This window comes from Salinimonas sediminis (assembly GCF_003429285.1).
GTDB lineage: Bacteria > Pseudomonadota > Gammaproteobacteria > Enterobacterales > Alteromonadaceae > Alteromonas > Alteromonas indica.
Map to the genome: position 1 here is coordinate 4,279,362 of NZ_CP031769.1, position 22,240 is coordinate 4,301,601.

Sequence of the window (22,240 nt, forward strand, 5' to 3'; positions counted from 1 at the left end):
ATCGACTTTTATTGGGTAAACAGAGTGTTGTCTGGCGCCCGGCCAGACAACTTTAGAATGTAATGAGGGTCAGCCCCATCTTAGAATTGCCAGCCCGCTGACAATTTAAGCTGACGCTTGCCTCCTTCGGTGGAACTGTTCAGATTAGCCTGCTCGAAATTATCCTGATTAGGGTCAAGATAAAAATCGCGGTAATTGGTGGCGTTAAATAAATTCTGAACATCAAAGCGGACCCAGAATGTGGAGCCATTCATGATGTAGTCAGTGGCAAAGTCTTTGCTTAAGGCTAAGTCAAACCGGTGATAATCACTGTCTTCTGGCTGGGTGCGTTGATAGCTACAGCTATCGTCTGCACATACCAGGTTTTGGTAAGTGCGGGGAGATGACCAGGTAAACTTACCCGTAGCAATGATATTCCAGGGCAGGTCATAGGAGCCGGTAATAACTACGCGGTGGTCAGACACACCAGAGGCGTCGCTCCATCCGTAGTCATCAACGGTTTCATAATCCAATGCGAACACTTCGTTATAGATACGGTTTTCTTCGGCATCGGTGAACGTGTAGGCTAGATTAACGCTCCATCCATCTTTGAAGCCCCGGTTAAGTTTGAAGTAAACATTGTTAGCCCGGGTCTGGCCGTCATTTTCAGCCAGCAATAAATTACCCCACCCTGGTACGCCAAAGCCCCACGGCGAGCCCCAATCGGTGCCCGGTTCAAAGAAACTGCCATCTTCGCGACGATTACCCAGTACCCAATTGAAGCCGTTTTTGCTTTTTATATGAGCAATGCTGAGCTCAGAGTTCCAATCACCCCAGAAGCTGCGTACACCGATACTAAACTGGTCTGAATACGGCACTTCCATATCGTTTTTTAATAAAAAGCGCTCACCTTTCACATCGATATTGCTAATCAGTCCATCCAGCCCCTGCTGGGTTAAATAAGATGGATCCCAAGCCAGACAAGAAGGTGAGGCAGAGTCACAAGGGTTAGCCGCGTCACCTTCAAACAAATAGCTTACCGCAGCAAACGAGCCGGCACTTTGCTCGAGCTGTAAAAAATCGAACTGGTTGCGATCGTAGGAGCGGCCATACCCACCAAACAGCATATGGTTTTCAGCGTCATCCATAATATAGCTAAAGCCCAGGCGAGGCTGCCAGGCGCCGGTGAAGTAGTCCCGTTCACTGCCGGTGCTGATGTAGTCTTCTATAGCATAATTAGCATTTTCAATATTTGGCCAATCGCGGAGCGCCTCGACCAAATCTGGCGGTGTTTCAAAATCTTTATAGGAAGGAAATTCTTCATAATCCCAGCGTACCCCAATGTTAAGGGTCAGCCGATCAGTTACCTCCCAGTCATCCTGCAGGTAAATACCAAACTGGCGGGTATCGGCGACGACAGCTCCGCCGACCGAACCGGTAGCCGGAACGCCCCACTCTACTCGGTAAGGCTGCACCACATCGAAGGCGCCTGGGCCATTAAATTCCACATTGTAGTAATATTGAGGATTGTAAGGTTGCTGTTGTAACGTGCGCAGCTCAATATCTTTGTATTTAAAGCCAGCTTTGATGACATGGTAACCATGCCATTGCAGATCCAACCAGGTAAAATCGTTTTGAATACCCCAGCCCTTTTGTCCTTTATCCTGAAAATCCCGGCCACCGCCCAGGTTCAATATGCTTTCCTGCGCGGCAGTTTGTAGCACAATACCTGGCTCCAGCGAGACCGGCCGTGGGCTCCAGGATGAGTCTTCATACGTCATTCTGAATTCGTTTTGCCAGGCATCTTGGGTAAACGTGTGCTTTAAATGGTAGCGATTGTCTTCAACCTCACGGTTTACCCCGTAAGACATTACACTGGCGCCACCAAACCCGGAAACATCCGACTCGTCACGTATTTTGGCCGACAGCTCAAGCGCCTGGTCCTGGCTTATTCTCCAGTCGAGCTTGCCGAAAAACAGATCTTCTTCAAAGCCAGAAGTAAACCGACCTAATTGCTGGGCGTATTCGCTGGGTACCGAAACAAAATCAATACCATTGCCGCCGTTCACATCAAAGGGTTGGTCGATGGTTTTGCGTTCAAATGCGGCAAGGAAATGCACCTTGTCTTTTAATATTGGGCCAGCCAGCGTTACGCCGGTATGTCGAATCATAGACGGTGATTTACCGTTCACTTCATTAGGTTCTGCTTCGCGCAGCCCCTCGTCGGTATAATCGACGAACACTTCGCCTTCAAACTCATTGGTACCAGATCGGCTAACCGCAGTAATTGCTGTACTGCCAACCTGATCGTATTCTGCTTTATAGTTCTGCGTGATGACTTTGTATTCACCAATGGCGCTTTGCGGGAACGGGTTGCCGCGGCTGGAGTCCTGTCCGGTTACCCCACCTTTAAGCACATAGTCTTTTTGACTGACGCCATCTAAAAATACGTTAACGTTACGCTGGTGCTGAGCCCCACCGCGTAAGCTAACGCTGCCATCGGCACCGGTATTAACCTGTACGCCTGGTGCGAGATCAGCAAATGCCAGAAAGTTTCGGTTGTTCTGGGGCAGGCGCTTCATTAACTCAGGGGTAATATTGGTACCAACTTCACCGCCAGTGAAGTTTTGAATTCTTGAGCCCGAGACAGTAATGCGCTCTACGCTATCCGGGGCCTGCTCGTCTAAACCAAAGTTGAGCTTAGCGGTTTGCCCTACCCGTAGCGTTATGGTTTCTGTTTGTCCATCTACTGATACTTCATAAGTTCCCGGCTTCAAGCCTACAAAAACATAGGAACCGTCTTTGCGGGTAGTGGTTTTGCTAACGTAACCACGCTTGCTGTCTTTGGCGGTAACTTGCTTACCCTGGGGGGCAGCGGGCGCGCTGAGTTTACCGCGTAGGGTAGCCCCCTCTATTTGCCCATAGGCCGGAATACTCGCCACCCCAGCGGTGGCAAGAGCTAAGGTTAATGCACTTCTTTTGAGCCACGCAGAACTTGTTTTCATCTGTATCTCCAGTGTCCTTGTGGCGCTGCTACCCCACTATTGCGTGGTTTTACAGGCGACATGCCACAACGTTGGTTATTTGTTTTTATTAGCAGATCTTAACGCCTGCTCGATGAAACCGATTTCCAAATTAATGTAATTAGACTAAAGTGCAAAGTCAATAACAAACCATTAACGTTTTATTGGCAAAATTGAATATATGGGTTATCTGGTTTGATGAAATGGGTTACATTCTTTATTTATCAGTTAGTTATAAATTTAGAAATGGCGCTAAAAAATCAATAAATTTTTTGTATTTAACTAAATATTTTTACATTTATGAAAAAAAGAGAATATCCGAACTATGGCCAATGAAACCGATTTCCACTATCATGCCTGTTAATGCTTTAGCGGGGTGCGTGGCATCCACGTTTATGAATATGAACAAGAGGCAAATATGGCAGTAAAAAGCCTTAACGATGCAGTGGCAATGCAAGATATTGCCCGCCGTGCCGGGGTTTGCAAAGCCACCGTATCGCGGGCTCTGAACAATCCGCAGCGGGTGTCTGCTAAAACACGGGATAAGGTGTTGGAGGTCGTAGCGGAACTGGGCTATACCCCGAACAAGCTGGCCTCAAGTCTGCGACAGGGTCGCTCCAAACATATCGCCGTGATGCTACCCGATATTACTAATCCCTATTTTGCGCCAGTGGTGCGAAGTATTGAACAAACCGCAATGCGGCGGGGTTATTCGGTTATTTTGAACGATACTCAGGACAATCCTGACCTGGAACGCACCTTCGCCGCAATGGTGCATACCCGGCAGGTAGATGGCATTATTACCAATTCAGCCCGTATCCCATTTGATTTAGCCAGCGTGGGGGGCGATGTGCGCCGTTTACCACCCATTGTGAATGCATCAGAATTTTGCGACCTGCCAGAAATTATTAAAGTGGGCGTGAATAATTATCAAATTGGCAAACAAGCTACGGAACATTTATTGAACCTGGGGCATACCCGCATTGCCGCATTGGCCGGTCCGGGTGGACTGGATAGTAGCGATCAGCGTATGCGGGGCTTCACTGATGCATTACAACAACAGCAGTTAACGGTTAACACCAATTGGGTTTACCACGGCGACTATTCAATGGCGTCAGGTGATCTGGGCGCCCGCGCCCTGATGCAGTGGCGCGAACGACCAACCGCGATTTTCTGCTTTGGCGATCTGGCCGCGTTTGGGGCATTGCATGCACTGCGGGAGTTAGGTTATCAGGTGCCGCAGGACATTTCTGTGATCAGCGTGGATGGTATAGCTTTGGGCGAATATACCTCTCCGCCCTTAACGACGGTGGCACAACCACTGGAACAAATCGGTAGCACTGCTGCAACCTTACTGATAGACCTGATTGAAGGCGAGCGCCCCCCTAGTAATGAAAATGTGCTGGCCCATCGGCTGATTATACGTAAAAGCACCGGTAAGCCAGCTTAGTCTGTCCCTGGATAGAAAAGCGGGGCCAAGGAGTGCACTAGACCTGGCGGGTAAGGGACTGCAACCGCTGTCCCGTCCGCCCAGTGATGAGCAAGACAGTAACTATAAGCGCGACCAGCGCAGCCAGTGCGCTTATGATAAAGGTAAGCGCCGGCCCCAGGTGCCAAAGATAGCCAGCCAGCGCAATACCTACAGCCTGGCCGGCAGCTGCACAGCCGCCGGCAAATAATGCCTGCCCCCGCCCTTCAAGGGCGCCGCTAAACAATTGCTTAAACAGCAAGATACCCACGCTGTGAACCCAGCTAAAAGAAAAACCGTGTAATACCTGTATAAAGGCTAATGCCCACCACGATTGGGGTTCTCCTGCCATGACCGCCCATCGAAGCACCGTCATAGTGAGGCTGATTAACAAAATATGACTATAGCTGAAGTGCCTGAGCATCAGTGGCATTAAGGCAAACATGGCCAGTTCAAATACCACTGCCACTGACCATAAATTGCCAATTGCGCCCTGGCTATAGCCCTGTTCTTCCAAATAAAGACTGAAGAAACCGTAATAGCTGCCGTGGCTCAGATTAGACAGAAAAAAGATAGCGATGGCCATGACCACCAGTGGCTGGGCTAAATGCGGCAATAAAGCGGGTGGCTGCGAAGCGCTCAGCCTGACCTCGCCGCCGTAATTAACCAATGCCATACCCAGCAGCAAAACCATTAACAGCAAAATAATAGCGGGCAGTAAGTCGATGCTCGCCCACTCCAGAAGGTGTCCCGTACCCCAGACACTCAGTACAAAGCCCACCGAACCAACCAGTCGGATTAAACTGTAATTAGCTTTGAACCGGCCAAGATGCCGTAAAGTGATAACTTCAAACTGCGCGTTGACGCCTTGCCAGAAAAAGCTACTACCAGCCAGTATCAGCATGACTCCCAGATAGTGATCGGCAGCCCAAAAAATAGCGGCAAAAACCATTACCGCAAGTAACACGCCAATTCTTACCATCGTTAGCGGTTTGCCTGTCTTGTCGCTCAAAGCGCCGAACACGTACGTGCCCACCACCGTCATAATAATCTGGGCGGAAGTCACGCTACCAATTTCTACCGCGCTATACCCTTTATCCCGCATCCATAAAATCCAGTAAGGCAACATTGCTCCGTACAAGGCGCAGCCAAAAAAATAATAGGCAGACAAGCGGGTATAGGGAACAGGTTTATTTTCAATAGATTGCATTACGCTGGACACAGTACGGCTACAACATAATGGCAGTGTATAGTTACCGATTGATAATTCACACCCCCTTTACGTTTAGCCATTGCAAATACTGTCAAACAGGTTAGTTTATTGGATATTGGCATGGGCGTTGCCGCCGTAACTGTTTAGGAATACGTTGTGAAAAAGTTTGGAACAGGGATTGTATTGGGGTTTATCGGTTTATTGCTGATCATGCTTATACGGACATTCTTATTTACGCCGGAGGCAACCGATACCGTTACCACCCGCCAAGTCTCAGTACCCGAGCTTCCCCAGGTTCTCGCGCATCTATCCGAAGCCATACAAATAAAAACATTATCTACCGAAGAACCTGACTCCCAAACCCGGGCTGCCTTTACGGCCTTTGGTAAGTGGCTACAATCCAGTTATCCATTGGTGCATCAACACGCCCAGCTTACCCGCCTCAATGAATTTACGTTACTTTATCGCTGGCCCGGTAGCGATAAATCCGCCCAGCCCGTGCTGCTTTCGGCGCATTATGATGTAGTGCCGGTTAACCCTGACACACTCAGTCAGTGGCAATATCCCCCTTTTGCCGGGACGGTCACCGAACAGGCAGTATGGGGGCGCGGAGCGCTTGACGATAAGGGTTCAGTAGTGGCCTTGATGGAAAGTGTAGAGCACGCCATCAAAAATCATTCTACGCCTGGCGCAGATGTATACATCGCGCTAACCCATGATGAGGAAGTCGGTGGTGAACGGGGCGCAAACGCGGTCACTGATTATTTCAGGCAAAAACAAATTAAGCTGGCCTGGTCGCTGGACGAGGGGTCGTTTGTGTTGGCTGGCTTGGTACCGGGTATCGACAAACCGGTGGCCAGCATTAATGTAGCAGAGAAAGGCTTCTTAACCTTGGAGCTGGTGGCTAAAGGTGAAGGTGGTCATAGCTCTATGCCTCCTAGCGAAACCGCGGTAACGCGTTTAGCGCAAGCAATTATCAATGTCCAACAAGCACCGGTACCCGGCGCGCTTGAAGGAGTCACCGCCACGATGTATTCCAATATTGCCCAGCATATGGATTTTTCTAAACGGTTCTTGTTCGCCAATACCTGGCTATTTAAACCCGTAATTGAACACGTGGTGAGTAATGGTGCCAGCGGTAATGCGATGCTGCGAACCACTACCGCCGCCACTATGTTAAAAGGCAGTATAAAAGCCAATGTTTTACCCGATACTGCCACGGCGAAAATTAATTTCAGGCTTCACCCCCGTGACTCCGTCGACAGCGTAGTGCGGTGGGTGACGCAGGCAGTAAATGACGAATTGATTACCATTAACATTGAAGAAGCGTTTGAACCTTCTACTATTGCCAAGGCGGACGGTCCAGGATTTACGGCATTACAGAATGCTACAGCCCAGGTCTTCCCCCGCGCTATCATTACCCCGGGCCTGACTATTGCCGCTACTGATAGCCATTATTATTCTACCATTACCCAATCCTACCGCTTTACGCCAATGGTAATTACCCCTGAAGACTTAGCTGGTTTTCACGGTATGGATGAGCATGTCAGCCATCAGAATATGCGTAGCGCAGTTACTTTCTATAGTCATCTGCTTCAACAGCTATAGTCAAAAATAGTGGCTGGGTACCGGCGACGATGAGCACTGTTACAGTAACATACGATAATTATAAACACTGGAGTCGATAGCTAACAGAGGCCACGGCATGTTACTGTAACAACGCAGTGCTTTTGCAATGTTACAAATAACATTTCGCTGGCAAGATTGGAATGTTACCTGTAACATTCAGGTTTTCCTTTTTGTTGCTCTATTATGTCGACCACCCCTTCAGCGCGGACTAAACGCGTTTCTCTACAGGATATTGCCACGCAGGTGGGAGTCACCAAGATGACCGTCTCACGCTATATGCGCAATCCCGATTCCGTGGCACAGGCAACCCGGCAAAAAATAGCGGAGGCCATCGACACCCTTGGGTATATTCAGAACCGAGCGCCGTCAATGCTCTCGCGCGCCTCAAGTAAGGCAATAGGTATTGTTATTCCGTCGTTATCTAACCAGGTCTTTGCCAGCCTGGTTCAAGGTATTGAAAGCATTACCGGGGAGCGCGGCTATGATACTTTGCTTGCCCATACCGGCTATGATGCTGCCACCGAGGAGGAAAAAATTGCCACCCTGTTGTCTTATCAGGTTGATGGATTGATCCTAACCGAAACCCACCACACCCCACGAACCTTACAAATGCTGGCCCAGGCAGGCATTCCTGTAGTAGAAGCCATGGAACTTCCGCCCGCACCTATTGATATGGCGGTAGGGCTAGATCACCGCCAGGCGGCTTATACTGCGGTTAACCGTTTAATTTCCAGCGGTTGTGAGCACATCGCGTACCTGGCTGCGCGCTTAGATACCCGTACCCTGTTACGCCGCGACGGTTATCATGCGGCCATCAATGAAGCAGGTCTTACGGCGATGGTTATCGAAACCAGTGCGTCATCCAGTTTCTCGGTAGGCCGCGACCTAATGAACGAATCTCTGGCGAAATACGGTACCACCGATGGTATTTTTTGTACGAATGACGACCTGGCTGTAGGGGCAATGTTGTGTTGTCTGGATTATGGTCTGCAAGTACCACAGGATATTCGCATTATTGGCTACAACGGGCTGGATATCGGGCAAACCGTCACACCCGCATTGACCAGCGTGCGTACCCCACGTTTCGACATAGGCCAGCATAGCGCCCGGTTGCTGCTGGATACCCTGGCGGGTCTACCGATTAAGCAAAAAACCATTGATGTAGGGTTTGATTTCACAGCAGGAGACTCGGCCTAAAGACGCTATATACTTTATTTACCGCATGGAAGCTGACCGATAATTTGCGCCACCAACTGCTCGACCGGTTGCGCGATATTAACCTGAATAAAGTCAGTTTCATCCGCCGCTGGGGTTTCCAGTGCTGCAAACTGACTGGCCAGCATATCAGGCTTCATAAAATGTCCCTGACGCTGCTGCATACGCTGGGCAATTAACGCCGCATCACCTTCAAGAAATACAAAAACCACTTGGCGGTTATCTTTTCTAATCGCGTCCCGGTAACGTTTTTTAAGTGCTGAACACACCACGACCCCGGTTTCGTTTTTGCTGGTAAAGCTAAATACGGCATCATTAATGCGCTCCAGCCAGGGTGCCCGGTCATCGTCATTTAGTGGCTTGCCCGCCGCCATTTTTACTATGTTTGCTCGCGGATGCAAATCATCGCCATCAATAAATTTTGCCGACAACGCTTTAGCTAATGCCTCGGCCACGGTACTTTTTCCTGAGCCACTCACGCCCATTACCACAATACTGCAGTGTTCCATGTTAAGCCCCTCAATGGTTAACCTTTTGATAAACTCAGCCAATACTGTTAAAAAGATGTTTACGTATGCGCTGTTATCGGTAACATGTTACCGGTAACTTAACAGATTGTGAATTCATAAACAGGATAATTCATGGATGCAATAACAATTAGTCAGGCTCCTACTGCGTTATTAATGCTGGGCGCAGGCGCCATTGTGGCGCTAATGGTGCTGATTATTTCTTTCAAAGTGCATGCCTTCGCTGCGCTCACACTGGTGAGTCTGGGTACCGCGCTGGTGGCAGGTATATCGCCGGAAAATGTGGTACCGACCATGATGTCGGGTTTTGGTTCTACGTTGGCGGCGGTGGCGTTGCTGGTGGGCCTTGGCAGTATGATTGGCAAAATTCTGGAACAGACCGGTGGGGCCCGCGTGCTGGCAGACACCCTGATAGCCCGATTTGGCGAAAAACGGGCGCCACTCGCTCTTGGTATCGCATCGTTAATGTTCGGTTTTCCGATTTTTTTTGATGCCGGGTTAATTGTACTTATGCCTATTTTGCTTACCGTTGCTAAGCGGGTGAACGGCTCGGTACTCCACTACGCCCTGCCCGTCGCGGGCGCGTTTGCTGTAATGCACGCATTTGTGCCCCCGCATCCAGGACCCGTGGCAGCCTCTGATTTATTGGGGGCGGATATGGGGCTACTGTTACTGGTGGGGTTAATTATTGCAGTAATCACCTGGTACTTAGGGGCCTACCTGTTTGGCCTGTATGCCGGCAACCGTTTCAATATTCCGCTGCCTGCGCTGTTTGACTCTGCGGATAACTCACCAGATGATAATACGCCGCCTCCGGCATTTGGTACGGTACTGGCAATATTACTGGTACCAGTATGTCTGATTTTTCTAGATACCGGTCTGAACAGTTTACAGGTGGCTGGCTATCTTGAAGGGGAAAGTGGCTGGGTAGAAACATTGCGTATGCTAGGCAAAACTCCGGTGGCCCTGCTTATCACCCTGCTGCTGTGCCTAATGCTATTTACGCGACGCTTCGGCAAGCAAAAAATGGAACAGCTTTGTACCGACTCGCTAGCGCCGATTTGTGCTGTAATCTTGGTAACCGGCGCCGGGGGAATGTTTGGTGGTGTGTTACGGGCATCCGGTATAGGCGAGGCGCTGGCTGAGCTGCTTTCTGCTTCGGGGATGCCGGTGATTGTGGCAGCGTTCGTCATTTCTACCTGTTTGCGGGTAGCGCAAGGCTCAGCTACCGTGGCGCTCACCACGACCGCCGCGCTGATGGCGCCTGTAGTCTCGGCCACCAGTGGACTGTCAGAGCTTGATCTGTGCTTTATCGTTATTGCTATCGCCGGTGGTGCTACCGTCCTTTCGCATTTCAACGACTCAGGGTTCTGGTTGGTTTCAAGGCTATTAGGGATGGATGAAAAAACGACCCTGAAAACCTGGACGGTAATGGAGACCCTGCTCGGTTCAATTGCATTTATTCTGGCGGCAGGGCTAAGTATCGTTTTTTAAAATTGATTATCTAACGCTATTGGCCTGCAAAGCAGGCGAATGGCGATAAAGCAGTGAAAAACAATAGCCTACAACCAAGCTCATAATGGCCATTTCACCGCCGTCTTCGATTAGGGCAAACAGGCTTTTACCCCATGGTAAAGCCACATGCAACATATCCACAACAATGCCGAAAAAAGCAATGCCCGCCACCAGTAAAAGCAAATAATGGGTTACCCGGCGCGCGGTAGGCGAAGCAAAGTAATAGGCAAGAAATAAGAATGAAAATAGAACCGCGGCGACTAAACCGGTAATAAGTAACTCGCCAATATCCTGCGCGCGCAGCCCAAACACCGGTTGCAACTGATAACTACGCGTCAATATGCCACCCACCATTTCATGAATGCGCATTGAGTCATCCGCCAGCATATATAAAAAGATAAAAGCCCAGGCTAAATAGATTACCGCTTTTTCCCGAACAGCAATTAGCAGTAGCAGGCAGACAATCCAGAATTCTTTGAGATATTGGTACACTTCGGCATAGCTGCCATCACGGTCGATAGAAAAATGCGGGTGGCTAAGATAATTAAATTTATACACCACATGAACCAGCGCAAAGCCCAGATCAGCCATTAGCAACAGCGCAAATAGGACAGTAACTGGGTAAGTAAATTTCCACTTTAACAGGTTCACGGGTACTCCTTTACATAAACAATCTGACGGCAGCCCTCAGGCTGTCACAAAACTTTAACCAGATTGACATATAAAAAGATCACTGGGCAGCGAGCTTTTTCTCTCTCATCATGGTGGCAGTACGCTCAAAGGTTAGCGACAACCGTTCAAACACCCCTTCAACCATATTTAAATTATGTTGCGCCTGACAATCCTGACGCAGTAGTGCCAACACCCGGTCACAGGCTGGCTGAAAGTGTGCTGGATTGTGGCCTTTTGCAGCCTCCATGTAGGCATCGGCCAGGGCAAATTGCCAGTCTTTTAACACCTGGGTCATATCGGTTTCGGTAAAACTTTGTACCAGTGGCCGAAACCGTATAGACACATGCCCAAGGTTAAGCCCGGTAAGCCCCAGGTCGGTCAGCACCCTGGCCTCACTTACCATTCCCTGGTCGTAACTGGCTAAGCGTAACAAGCGATCGCCCATGCGGGCATTAAACCAGTGTTCAGGCGCTTTTCTGCCTATAAGACGCTTCAGATCGCGTCGGGTAGCAGCAAGCAACCGGGCCTGTAGCATAACCACCCCGGGGCCGGTAATAATACGAAAAATCCAGTACAAAATGCTTACGCCCAACAAAATCGCTATAGCACTGCTTAAGGTATAATCGACAGAAAATGGCCGGCTCATATCGTTCGATGGCTGCACCAATATGGTAAAAGGTATGCAAAAACCCATGCCATAAGGCAAGGTGGACCGGTCGGCAATAGGCATCAAGCCAAGAAAATATGGGCCGGCAAGAATCATGATAAGCAAGGCAAAATCGCCGGAGCTCTGAGCTAACAAATTCAATGCAAAGAAGATTGCCACAGGAATTGCCACACACACACCCACCAGCATTTTCTTCAGTGCTCTTTTCACTTCAATAGAGGGAAGTCGGGCAAACATAATGGAATAGATAACAGGCAGTATCATCAGCATAACGGCTGCTGGGGAGCCGGTGTGCAGCCAAATAAAAGCGCCAACACTAAACACCAGCGAGGTACGTAAACCCGTAGCAAGGCCAATAAGGGGATCGCGATACGGCCGCTGCTGAGGGGCTTTCAATAACGATTGTTCGTTGCTGCTTAGCGCGTTAAATGCTCTTAACACCAATACCAGTTCCGCCACCATATGTTGCGCGGTCTTAAGCAGGCGTGTTTCCAGTGGCGTAAGGTTATCTTCATCCTTAGTACTACGCAGCAAGCTACGCCGCTGCTTTTGCGCCAATTCATAGCAGCGTTCAAAGTCACTGGAGACGGCGATATGTTGAAGATCGGTACGCAGTAGGTCCAATAACCGGGACAAACGCGGCGTAATAATATCTGCATGATTACGCTGCAATCTGCCAAATATCTGAATCACCGCCACCAGCGAAAGAATCTTATTACCGATAACGGTAGCCGCCCGCGAACGCCCCGGCCCATAGGGGCCTTCATAAGTAACCGCACTGGCATCATCATTGAGCGCAGCGAGGGATTCCAAAATAGTATCGATACGTTCATGGCGGGCTTCATGGGAGCCATTGGGGTCCAGTTCTAAAACCAGGTAATCCATTGTTTGGTTGATCGCCGTTCTGGCCTGAATTTTTAGCTCGGTCTGAACGCGGCGCGGCCATACCAGCATACTGACGGTCATGGCACACAACGAGCCAGCAATAATCTCGGTCACCCGCGACTGAGCAATTTCGAAAATAGTAAAACTGGATACTGCTTGCGGCTTAACCATGGTTAGTAAAACAATAATACAAGGTGTAACGCAGGCCATAGCAAAAAAATAGATAAAATTAACCCGGCGCACCATGGCTGATAATGTCGAGTTTAGCCCTAACCAACAGGCCAGCGCGGCCATCGCCGGGATAGGGGCAGCATGCAAATAGTTGAGCACAAACATACCATAGGCCCCGCCAATCAAGGTTCCGCTGATTTGGCTAACGGTTTTTTCCACCACCATGCCGCCCTCAGGCCGGATTTGCAGAAAGACTGCCGAGACTACCGCCCAATAGGGTTTATCAAGGTCAAAATACAGCGCGATATACAGCGCCATGACCATGGATAACACCCCTTTAGTGGCAAAAATCAACGCCTCTTTGGATGGTTTTATGTAGGTCAGTGCTAACGGATGCAGTCGCACAAGCGTTATTCTTTATTCAAATGTACCGACACCGTCGACCCTGCGACCAGTCGAATATCTTTGGGCACCGGATCAAGTTCAATATCCACGGGAATTCGCTGGGCTAACCGTACCCAGTTAAACGTTTGCTGAATTTGCGGAAGTAACTGTTCATTGTGCCCGATACTGGTATCGGCTATCGCCTGTCCGATACTCACCACCCGTCCGGTAATATTTTTCTCGCTGCTCATCAGTTTTATGGTGGCCCGCTGCCCAATATGCACCAATGGCAATTTTGTTTCTTCAAAATACCCGGTCACATAGTAAGAGTCGCTTTTCACTATGGCTAATACCGGGCTGCCTTGTTTCACGTAATTACCTTCACGTAAATCCAGATTCACTACCGAGCCGGTGTGTGGTGCTTTTATGCGTGTACGGCGTAAACTTAATTCCAGCATATGCAGCTTAGCGACCGCCTGGTTGTAATCTGCTTTAGCGACTTCCGCGTTAATCCGTCGGCTTTCAAGTTGCTCGGGGTCCACGGCCTGGTCGCCCTCTTGTCCGCGGCGACGTTCATATTCATGCCTGGCCAGCTCCCAAACCTGCTGTTTATGCTCGATGGCCGCCTGCTGCTCAGCTACCGCACCCTGATAACGGGCGTCGTCGATAGAAAACAGCACATCATTTTTACGTACCTGCTGATTGTTTTTCACTGCCAGGTTAGTCACCCATCCAGCCACATCGGGGGCAATAACCGTAATGTCTGCTCTGACCCGGCCATCCCGCGTCCACGGCGAATACAGATAATGATCCCACACCCAGCGCCCTGCCAAAACGGCCAACCCCACCACCAGCAAGGTTATAATAATCCGTATCACGGTACCCATATATAGATTAACTCCCCGCTATAAAAACCACTGCCGCCAGATAGCAAACAAACAACGCCACTTCGAACCAGGCCGGACGCCAGATTCGCTGGTAAAGATCTGTTTTATAAAGCCCCAGCCGGGTAATGACAGATAACAAGAACGCAATTGGAATCAACACGACCAGCGGGCTGAATAACATGCCGCCAAGTGCAACTTCTTCAAACATAATGATTGGTGAAAAGAAAAACCTAATAAGAGATTAGCCTACAACGGCTATAAGGATCATTCACTATATTTTCCCGCGGCCGATAGAATCGCTATAGGCCCTGTCTGGCCAGCCTTGCAAGCTGGCCAGACCATTTTAACCTGGGATTCGACCGTGAGGCTTATTAAGCAATAAGGTCGTGAATATAGTTAATTGAAGGTAGCTGGAATTCCGGCTGATAAAACAATCTGTTTAAACGCCCCAGAAAATTCACATGGCGGCTCGGATCATGCGCTTTAACCCGGCGTTCACTAGTGGTTTGCATAAATTCCCAGGGTTGCAGGTTCATCTGTTCAATTTCTTCAGCGCTACTACCCAGGCCCATCACGGTGGATAGAATACGCTCTGTTTTGCTCTCCTGCGACGGAATGATATGGGGATGATAATGCTCATCCAATGGGCTACCTACGGCCTCTAACGTATAGTTAATAGCATGCCAAATCTCGTCGTGCGACAGGTAGGCATCGCAGGGGGCGTAGTAACCGTTTATTTCCCACTCCAGCTCGGCATTACTGGCCGCAATTGAACTTTGAGCTTGTTCGCTATAAGACAAGTCAGGCCGGGCGCCAATATTGTAAGCATCAACGGATAGCGCTACACATATAGCAATATCACCAAGTGCAGCCGGGTTATAATAAATGGCTTCGAACGCTGCCCGTTTCACCCCCATCCAGCCATGCACCCTGGCAGGTTGTTGTACGAACTGGCGTACCTCGAGGGGTAAGTCTTCCCCGTAGCGCTCAATGAATAAAGGCAATGGGTTCTGCATAGGATCGTCATCCGGCATCCAGACTTCGTATTCCAAACGATTATCTGCCTTACCCCGGCTTTTTATACCAAACGATAAATTCACCGGTCGGCAAATACTACGGTCTTCATCTACTCGGTGAAAATACTCTGAGCGAAGCCGTTTAATAAACGGGGCATCGGTGCCTGCTAATGCTGCGGTGGGATATCGATAACCCACGTCACTATGCGGTACGTCGGTGAGCTTCGGCACTGCGCGCTTAAGTACCTGGCGCACATCTTTAAGCGTATCCAGCTCTGGTAGTACAATGCTGCGTTCTGGCTCCACCGTGAGGCGTTCACCGTTTGGGCCATAAAACTTGGGGGTTTTATGGAACTGATAACCGCTTAACCCCATTTGGGTGATAGCCTGATCGCGCAGGCTGGCCAGTTCAGTAAACAGCAGCGAATGGTCATGTATATGTTTTAATAATGGGCGTTGCGACATCGACGAGGGGATTCCTTTTGCCACGGTTAAAGCCAGTGTGCCACAGCAGTTTAGGTTTGCAGAAGCATTTTTAACCCTGGGGTTGCACCAGGCACAAGAAATACTGCTGTCATATTGTGTAGCACTTTTTTTTCAGACAACCGAAAGGTCTATACTGGATATCCGCGAAATTGGTTTTGAATAATAGTAAGCAAACACCGATAGCCCTATTACCGAGCCTGCGTTGTAGGCCCTGCTACTGATATTCTAGGGTTCAAAAATGCTCAATACTAAAAACTTTGCGCAATTGCTGGGCCTGACGTCGGCTTACTTCTATTACACTGCCATCTTTTAAAAACAGGCTGAATGTACCCGCAGCCATACCCTCTTCAATACGGCTAATACTATTAATACGCACGATATCGCTACGGCTGGCTTTAAAGTAAGCAGAAGGATTAAGACGACTTTCCACTTTGGATAACGAGGCATGTATATACGACTTGCCCGCCGAGGAATAAACCGCCACATGATTACCGATAGACTCAAATCGGCTGATCTCTGCCAGCCTTACAATATTAAAGTCATGCCCGAATTTAAGTAACAGGCCATGGTCGTCGGGCAAATAATCGGGCTGGGGTTGGGGCTGCACAGGCTGGACGCCGTGTGTAAGCCGGGCTTTATTAATAACCGCTTCCAGGCGGGCCGGCGCCACCGGTTTTACAATATAATCGAAGGCATTAAGTTCGTATGCCTGTACAGCGTGCTCACTATAAGCGGTGCAAAATACAAAATGGACCTTGGGATCTACTGCCCTGGCGAAGGCCAAGCCATCTAGCTCAGGCATTTTGATGTCAACAAAGACCAAATCAACAGGGTGCACCTGTAATGCGGCTAGTGCCTCGTTGCCGTTGGCTGCCTGGGCGGCAATCACGACGTCATCAAACTTCCCCAGCATACGCTCAAGCTCCATCCGGGCGAGCCGCTCATCATCAACTATCAGGACTTTTAACATACGGCAACTCCATTAGAACTCGATACTGCTGATTGTCGTCTTCGGTCGTAAAGCGACTTTGGCGCCCATAGACTAACTCCAGGCGTTTTTTAACATTATGCTGGCCCACCTGGGTGCCCGGCTGTCCCGGGCTATTAAAATGCGAGTTAGCCACTTCCAGACACCAACTGTGGCTGGCACTGAGGTAACTGGTCAGGCGAATATAACCGGGCCGACTGCTTTGGGAAATACCGTGTTTCACAGCATTTTCAGCTAACGTAAGCAAAGTTAGCGTAGGCACTTCCTGGCCTAAAGTGGCAGGTGCTAAATCGACCTCAAGCGTTAACCGCTCATCAAACCTGACTTTCTCAATTTCCAGATACTTACCGGTAAGTTGCCATTCTTCTCCCAGGGTGGAACGGGTTTTTAGCTGTGAATGCATCTGGCTACGCAGCAAGTCTGATAACAGCGTCAGTACCTCCGCTGCGCGTTCCTGATCAGCAAAGATAAGAGCGCGGATACTGTTGAGGCTATTAAACAAAAAGTGCGGACTAAGCTGATTGGTTAATTGCTGAATCTGGCTTTGGTTTATCTGGTGTTGCAACTCACGTTTGTTCTTCTGAAAATGCCATACCAGATAGGCTACACTCCATAAACTTAACGTAATTAACGACTGGGCGCTGCCCATTACTACCATGGCAATAAAACCTAATTCCCGTCCCATCTGCCCTGACTGTACCTGGATCTGGCTCATATCGGTGGCGGTCAAAAAATCTAACTTACCTAATGAGTAAGAGATATAAAAATAAACAATGGAAACCGCCATTAAATAAAACACACAGAGCGTTATGGAAGTGGCCTGTAAATTCGTGCCTACCAGGTTCATCCGTAAATACGGGCGTACCAGAAAATGGCAGACTGCAATAAACAACGTGGCTTCCAGTAAGGCCCGCGCAATCACCGCATTCACGTACTCGCCGGTACCGGCCAATAGCGACTGCATAGCCGCCCAGGTTAGAATAAAGTGCAACCCAAATAGTAACAACATTACTACCCGATAAGGCTTACTGGTGCCTACCGCGTACGTACCAAACTGGCGTAACCAAGATGGCGCCCAGGCCAGGTTATTCACGGTGATACCCCGGGCGATATAGGCTCAGGCTTAACCAATTGTGCGCAAGTATCATGGCAAAACCTACCCCGGCGGCAATACTGGTCAAAATCCCCCATAACGCTTCTTTTACAGGAATAGCCAAATGCGGACTGCCAGGAAACCACCACCGCAGCGCCAGGCTGCTGCCATAGACTACGGCAATACCGGTTATTGCCGCGCACAGAGTGACACTCGCTGCCTTCACACCCAGCTTTAGCGGTCCGTCAACGCTATGACAAGATTTTGTTAAGCCCGCAGGTAATCTGTACTGCCATGCTGAAAGTCGGATAATCTGCATAATAGCAAGGGCTCCGGTAAGCCAGCACAACCCGCCCGCCAGCATAATCAACATCTGTTTTATACTGTGGTGATGTTTTGCATGTGAGTGCTCTCTGCCGGCGGTGGAAATAAAAGACGGCGGGATAGCCTTATTGACAGTATTCAGCGGCGACCCTTTTGATAGCGTCAAAGGTGTATTCAGGCTTTGCAGATTACTGTTTTTTGAGGCGCGAAACAATGCAGTATCCGCTTCATAACGACGGTGCCTACGCGCTAACGTTAGCCCCTTATGAGCCAGGTTCAGGGCAAGTGTGAACCCAGCCTTTGCCGGTAACGGATAACTCATAGCAATACAAATGTGAGGTTGTGAGGGCCAGTACGTATGCCCTGTTACTGGCCACACCATCCCCTGCCATGGTACATCGGGGCTCTTCAGGGGCGCACCAACATGGGTTAGCGCCCCGGCCAAACCGGCACCAACAACTGCCAAAGGACACCAAAGCCATACGCCTTGCATAATCAGATAACCGCCCGCGATAATACTTCGCCAATGCCATATTCGCGTTTTTATCGCCAATTTACCGCCAGTCCTCTTAAATAAACATAAGCAGTAATGGTTACAGCGGTGTTTATCAACGCGATAGAAACGATGGCGAAAGTACGATAAACGGCTACCCGCAATAGTGTTGAATTAACGATGGGGTTTACTCATGTGGCGATTATCCTGCTCAGGCAATACCTGCCCACGCTACAGCTAACATAGCATAGGGGATTGCCGCAAACACAATACTGGCAAACCAGCTAACATGCAGACACCGATGTACCGCTGTAGCGACCAGTCCGAGACTCCAAAAATGAAATAGATTAATTTCACTGGCCAAAGGGTATAAGGCCGTATGGGGGTCTAAATGCAGGAACAGCTGATTTAATGAAGCATACTCCAGCATCGACAACGGCAAATTATGATCTGCCGCACTTAGTGTTAATAGAGCCAAGCCCAGATAGTTGGCTATCCAGGGTAACTGGCACACAATCACGACATTAACCCATTGCCACAAAGTGAACTGGGCCTGGCGCAACATAAACGATTGCAATAGCCAATAGGCCAGCCCCAACAATAAAATTTGCGATACTATCGCCAGCACATTACTGATGCCCATATATATGCCGGTGTACGGTAATAGCGACTTAAGCATGGCTTCAACCTGGGGGCGCTCGCTGGCACTTAAATAGCCTGCCTGGGCCATTTGCTGGTCTAACAACCATTGCGATGACATCATACTGAAAAAATAGATATTACTAAGTAGCACCACGGCAAATAACATCACTGCACCCCATTTAGCCCAGGGTAAACTGGTTTTAAACCGGGCAAAAAGTTCTGTCGGGGCCACGAAAGTATCGATGAAGGCGTGTCCTGGAGAGTAAGACGAAGGCGTAGTTTTCATGTCAAGGCATCCTTTTTTTAACAGCATAAGCCTAACGAGATCCGATCCAAGCTGGAATCAGAATGTGAAAAACGGAAGAAATGGGTGATTTTTGGTGTAGGCGAAGGATAAAAAAAGCCCTGCAACAATCCGTGTTGAGGGCCTTGCGTGGAGCAAAAGTCTTACAGTGGTTGGAACACATTGTCTACCTGGTCTGCACCTGTTTGATGCCGGCAAGGTAAAATTCGTTTATGGTGCTATTACTAACTCAATATTGTTAATTCGCGTCTAACTTCATAGCAGTGCAAGCGAGCGAGCATGTTCATAGGCCATCGACCGCACCAGATTTGATCCCGAACTAAAGCCGTACTCCTGCAATGTGGCGAGTTTGCCTTCCGGGCTGTCATGCATTGCCGTCATCGCTTTCACTGCTTTAACCCGGTCTTCTTCAATAATACTGTTACGCGCCATATTTTCTAAAAACTGCTGCCCTGCTTCACCGCCGCAGCGCGCAATGAAATGCATGGCAGGCTCGGTAGAAGAATTCGATGTTGCCGTCGGCCGCTCTATCTTCGTACACTGCGCATTAAATACATACTGCGGCTTAAGGTGAGCAAACATATCTGAGGGCATAATATTGAGCGACACAGATAACTCATCCGCCGGTAACTGCTTGTGGACATCTTTGTGCGCCCGGTACAGCATGATTTGTTCAGGCTGCAACTTTTTGCGTTCAATAAAACGCAAATCTACTGGCTCGCCGGGATAACCTTCCACGTTATAAAAGTCATATTCGTAATAGTCACTTTCATAACCTGACCCCAAATAGCCGGCAGTCAGAAAATTGAAATTATGATCGTGCGGCACATGATAAAAAAACGACTTTTCCCCCGCCAGCTGTAGCATAGGATCATCTTTAGCCAGCCAGATATTGGCTCTGATAAAAAAATTGGTTGCGCTATTTGGCGCTTTTAGCAACAGTACCTGCGGTGTGTACTGATTATGCTGGCCGGCGAGTTTACTGGTGCCCGCTAGCTCATCTATCAGGGTCTCGGCCAAAAACGTTTTGTTGTTGTTCAACTTTTTCAGTAGCGGCGCAACAGCTAGAAAGCTTTCCTCGTCAGCCGGATCAAATTTACTTTCAATGAGCAACTCATAACATTCGTCTAATGAAATAGACTCGGTAATATGGTCAAGATTCACACTAACAGGCATGCTCATACCCTTGCTGTTGAATCATTAATAAGGTTTCTTTAGCAGCCTGTCTTACTTCCTGGTGCGGGTCGCGGGTAGCCATATCGGCCAACTCGCTTAGTGCTTCAAGGGCGTCCAACGCTAAAATTTGCTGCATTGCATACCACCGAATAAAGTGTTGCGGGTGGTCTAAAAACGTTTTTAGTGTCGGTATTGCTTTGACATAATCAAGTTTGGTTAATATCGCCATGCACAACTGAATACGTGAGTCTGCCTCGTTAGAGGGGTTTTGAAACCGCAATGTATGGTCTGCAGCACTAAAAATCAGGCTGACCGGTAACATAGCGCGTTTAATTTCCAGGGTCATAATAACCGCGCTACTGGATGCGTTATCAAACATAAAAGTCTGGTTGTTCTGGCAATGCACCACATCACCATCGGTAAGGGTCTGCTGTTCTTGCAGTTGGCAACGCATGCCCTGTAAATCAGTAATTGCTTTAGGATGGGTCCACTTACTAATGGTCATATCGCCAGCATGAATAAAATAACTCAATGTTTCGCGACCAAAAAAGGTAATACCGCGCTGTTGTAAATTAGCTTTGCTTTGCGCTTTGTATTTTTTAAGCAACGCCGGGTCGATAAAATCCAGGCTTAGGTCATAATCTGCGGTGCTTTTTATAATGATCCGGTGAGCAAAATAAGTTGAGTGGCCGGCCATCGGCAAAAAGTAAAAGCTATCCTCACTCATATGCTCAATAGTGGTTGTAGTTAGGTACGCTAAGGTGTCGGTTGAGTGCGTGGCCAGTAGCGTCTTTAACGTTTCCGGCTCTGGGGCGACGGCGCCGTCGAATGCTTTATTTAACGCTGCTACAATAGGTAACCTGCCATTACGTGTACGTATACTTTCGACCCGTTCCTGGCTGCTTTTACGCGCTGCATGGTGGCGGAAAAATTGTTCTATTTGTTCATTTTTTTTCATTATTTTACCCCCCACGTCGTAACTTGTCGGTCAGCCCTTTGGTTCCAAAAGCAGGCGCAATGTTAAACGCCCCCTTCGCACCGGGGCTGACCGGCAGACTTCGTTTTACGTTATGCCGGTATAACTATCATCACTACACAAATTGGGCCGCCAACCACTTGTAGCTGCGCAGTGCCAGCCATGCCAAATGGGGTTTTAAGTGCTGCTGTCTGGGTAACTTTCATCTTGTAGATCCTTTTTAAGTTGGTTTCTTACCAGGGTTATTTCATCTTTTAAATGAATACTGGCAGCCAGGTAGTTGTTAACCCAATTCCATTTATTACCAAGCGCTCTAGCAAACAATGTCAGACCGCTTAACCGAAAATCATTTTCGTGTTTAAAACTGTGGCTGGTACAAAACTTTTTTTGTTATTAATTACAGATGCCGGGCTGTGCGCCCTGACACCAAATTCATACTAATAAGGCTAGTTTTTATTGGGAGGATAAAGTGAAATGCGGTCGTTAGACGTGATTAATGGTCTTTAA

General features: G+C 48.8%; 18 protein-coding genes. 4 read left to right on the forward strand and 14 right to left on the reverse strand.

Annotation, left to right across the window (positions count from 1 at the left end; translation table 11 throughout):
- Window positions 1-80: 80 nt before the first annotated feature.
- Window positions 81-2,984: a TonB-dependent receptor gene (locus D0Y50_RS18740; protein WP_108568688.1), complete on the reverse strand. Its 2,904-nt coding sequence runs from the start codon at window positions 2,982-2,984 to the stop codon at window positions 81-83.
- 436 nt (window positions 2,985-3,420) lie between these two features.
- Between D0Y50_RS18740 and D0Y50_RS18750 the strand changes: the two genes are divergently transcribed.
- Window positions 3,421-4,452, forward strand: a complete 1,032-nt coding sequence (locus D0Y50_RS18750; RefSeq protein ID WP_108568686.1) for a LacI family DNA-binding transcriptional regulator — start codon at window positions 3,421-3,423, stop codon at window positions 4,450-4,452.
- Between the two features lie 37 nt (window positions 4,453-4,489).
- On the opposite strand, the gene D0Y50_RS18755 is transcribed toward D0Y50_RS18750, so the two are convergent.
- Window positions 4,490-5,680 carry an MFS transporter gene (locus D0Y50_RS18755; RefSeq protein WP_108568685.1) on the reverse strand — a complete coding sequence of 397 codons (1,191 nt, stop codon included), beginning with the start codon at window positions 5,678-5,680 and terminating at the stop codon, window positions 4,490-4,492.
- A 159-nt stretch (window positions 5,681-5,839) separates the two neighbouring features.
- On the opposite strand from D0Y50_RS18755, the gene D0Y50_RS18760 reads away from it, so the two are divergent.
- Window positions 5,840-7,291 carry a M20/M25/M40 family metallo-hydrolase gene (locus D0Y50_RS18760; RefSeq protein WP_117318425.1) on the forward strand — a complete coding sequence of 484 codons (1,452 nt, stop codon included), beginning with the start codon at window positions 5,840-5,842 and terminating at the stop codon, window positions 7,289-7,291.
- Window positions 7,292-7,495: 204 nt separating this feature from the next.
- On the forward strand, window positions 7,496-8,509 hold the full coding sequence (locus D0Y50_RS18765) for a LacI family DNA-binding transcriptional regulator (RefSeq protein ID WP_117318427.1): 1,014 nt from the start codon (window positions 7,496-7,498) through the stop codon (window positions 8,507-8,509).
- 14 nt (window positions 8,510-8,523) lie between these two features.
- Here the strand turns inward: D0Y50_RS18765 and D0Y50_RS18770 are convergent, their stop codons facing one another.
- Window positions 8,524-9,036, reverse strand: a complete 513-nt coding sequence (locus D0Y50_RS18770) for a gluconokinase (RefSeq protein ID WP_117318429.1) — start codon at window positions 9,034-9,036, stop codon at window positions 8,524-8,526.
- A 132-nt stretch (window positions 9,037-9,168) separates the two neighbouring features.
- On the opposite strand from D0Y50_RS18770, the gene D0Y50_RS18775 reads away from it, so the two are divergent.
- Window positions 9,169-10,548: a GntP family permease gene (locus tag D0Y50_RS18775; RefSeq protein ID WP_117318431.1), complete on the forward strand. Its 1,380-nt coding sequence runs from the start codon at window positions 9,169-9,171 to the stop codon at window positions 10,546-10,548.
- 6 nt (window positions 10,549-10,554) lie between these two features.
- On the opposite strand, the gene D0Y50_RS18780 is transcribed toward D0Y50_RS18775, so the two are convergent.
- From D0Y50_RS18780 to D0Y50_RS18830, 11 genes are all read right to left on the reverse strand, one after another.
- Window positions 10,555-11,220, reverse strand: a complete 666-nt coding sequence (locus D0Y50_RS18780; RefSeq protein WP_117318433.1) for a hypothetical protein — start codon at window positions 11,218-11,220, stop codon at window positions 10,555-10,557.
- A 79-nt stretch (window positions 11,221-11,299) separates the two neighbouring features.
- On the reverse strand, window positions 11,300-13,369 hold the full coding sequence (locus tag D0Y50_RS18785) for an FUSC family protein (protein WP_108568679.1): 2,070 nt from the start codon (window positions 13,367-13,369) through the stop codon (window positions 11,300-11,302).
- A gap of 5 nt (window positions 13,370-13,374) precedes the next feature.
- Window positions 13,375-14,235: an efflux RND transporter periplasmic adaptor subunit gene (locus D0Y50_RS18790; RefSeq protein WP_117318435.1), complete on the reverse strand. Its 861-nt coding sequence runs from the start codon at window positions 14,233-14,235 to the stop codon at window positions 13,375-13,377.
- A 7-nt stretch (window positions 14,236-14,242) separates the two neighbouring features.
- Complete coding sequence (locus D0Y50_RS18795; protein WP_108568677.1) at window positions 14,243-14,443, reverse strand: DUF1656 domain-containing protein; 201 nt, start codon at window positions 14,441-14,443, stop codon at window positions 14,243-14,245.
- Window positions 14,444-14,606: 163 nt separating this feature from the next.
- Window positions 14,607-15,716 (reverse strand): hypothetical protein, encoded by a 1,110-nt coding sequence (locus D0Y50_RS18800; protein WP_108568676.1) that lies wholly within the window; start codon window positions 15,714-15,716, stop codon window positions 14,607-14,609.
- 253 nt (window positions 15,717-15,969) lie between these two features.
- Complete coding sequence (locus D0Y50_RS18805; protein WP_108568675.1) at window positions 15,970-16,707, reverse strand: LytR/AlgR family response regulator transcription factor; 738 nt, start codon at window positions 16,705-16,707, stop codon at window positions 15,970-15,972.
- Window positions 16,685-17,818, reverse strand: coding sequence for a sensor histidine kinase (locus tag D0Y50_RS18810; protein ID WP_117318437.1), 1,134 nt, complete (start codon window positions 17,816-17,818; stop codon window positions 16,685-16,687). The genes D0Y50_RS18805 and D0Y50_RS18810 overlap by 23 nt, the downstream gene beginning before the upstream one ends.
- Window positions 17,811-18,695 (reverse strand): hypothetical protein, encoded by an 885-nt coding sequence (locus tag D0Y50_RS18815; RefSeq protein WP_117318439.1) that lies wholly within the window; start codon window positions 18,693-18,695, stop codon window positions 17,811-17,813. Before D0Y50_RS18815 ends, D0Y50_RS18810 begins: the two co-directional genes overlap by 8 nt.
- Window positions 18,696-18,846: 151 nt before the next feature.
- Window positions 18,847-19,563 (reverse strand): YIP1 family protein, encoded by a 717-nt coding sequence (locus D0Y50_RS18820; RefSeq protein ID WP_170145554.1) that lies wholly within the window; start codon window positions 19,561-19,563, stop codon window positions 18,847-18,849.
- Between the two features lie 273 nt (window positions 19,564-19,836).
- Window positions 19,837-20,763, reverse strand: coding sequence for a transposase (locus D0Y50_RS18825; RefSeq protein WP_147318263.1), 927 nt, complete (start codon window positions 20,761-20,763; stop codon window positions 19,837-19,839).
- Entirely contained in the window at window positions 20,747-21,715 is a 969-nt protein-coding gene (locus D0Y50_RS18830) for a HEAT repeat domain-containing protein (RefSeq protein WP_108568670.1), read from the reverse strand. Before D0Y50_RS18830 ends, D0Y50_RS18825 begins: the two co-directional genes overlap by 17 nt.
- Between the last annotated feature and the right edge of the window lie 525 nt (window positions 21,716-22,240).

What these genes read in the sequence shown, in the direction of transcription:
- D0Y50_RS18800 (WP_108568676.1), bottom strand. Translation starts at nt 15,716, where the DNA reads ATGTCGCAACGCCCATTATTAAAACATATACATGACCATTCGCTGCTG.
- D0Y50_RS18775 (WP_117318431.1), top strand. Translation starts at nt 9,169, where the DNA reads ATGGATGCAATAACAATTAGTCAGGCTCCTACTGCGTTATTAATGCTG.
- D0Y50_RS18750 (WP_108568686.1), top strand. Translation starts at nt 3,421, where the DNA reads ATGGCAGTAAAAAGCCTTAACGATGCAGTGGCAATGCAAGATATTGCC.
- D0Y50_RS18820 (WP_170145554.1), bottom strand. Translation starts at nt 19,563, where the DNA reads ATGAAAACTACGCCTTCGTCTTACTCTCCAGGACACGCCTTCATCGAT.
- D0Y50_RS18790 (WP_117318435.1), bottom strand. Translation starts at nt 14,235, where the DNA reads ATGGGTACCGTGATACGGATTATTATAACCTTGCTGGTGGTGGGGTTG.
- D0Y50_RS18755 (WP_108568685.1), bottom strand. Translation starts at nt 5,680, where the DNA reads ATGCAATCTATTGAAAATAAACCTGTTCCCTATACCCGCTTGTCTGCC.
- D0Y50_RS18805 (WP_108568675.1), bottom strand. Translation starts at nt 16,707, where the DNA reads ATGTTAAAAGTCCTGATAGTTGATGATGAGCGGCTCGCCCGGATGGAG.
- D0Y50_RS18765 (WP_117318427.1), top strand. Translation starts at nt 7,496, where the DNA reads ATGTCGACCACCCCTTCAGCGCGGACTAAACGCGTTTCTCTACAGGAT.
- D0Y50_RS18740 (WP_108568688.1), bottom strand. Translation starts at nt 2,984, where the DNA reads ATGAAAACAAGTTCTGCGTGGCTCAAAAGAAGTGCATTAACCTTAGCT.
- D0Y50_RS18825 (WP_147318263.1), bottom strand. Translation starts at nt 20,763, where the DNA reads ATGAGCATGCCTGTTAGTGTGAATCTTGACCATATTACCGAGTCTATT.
- D0Y50_RS18795 (WP_108568677.1), bottom strand. Translation starts at nt 14,443, where the DNA reads ATGTTTGAAGAAGTTGCACTTGGCGGCATGTTATTCAGCCCGCTGGTC.
- D0Y50_RS18830 (WP_108568670.1), bottom strand. Translation starts at nt 21,715, where the DNA reads ATGAAAAAAAATGAACAAATAGAACAATTTTTCCGCCACCATGCAGCG.
- D0Y50_RS18770 (WP_117318429.1), bottom strand. Translation starts at nt 9,036, where the DNA reads ATGGAACACTGCAGTATTGTGGTAATGGGCGTGAGTGGCTCAGGAAAA.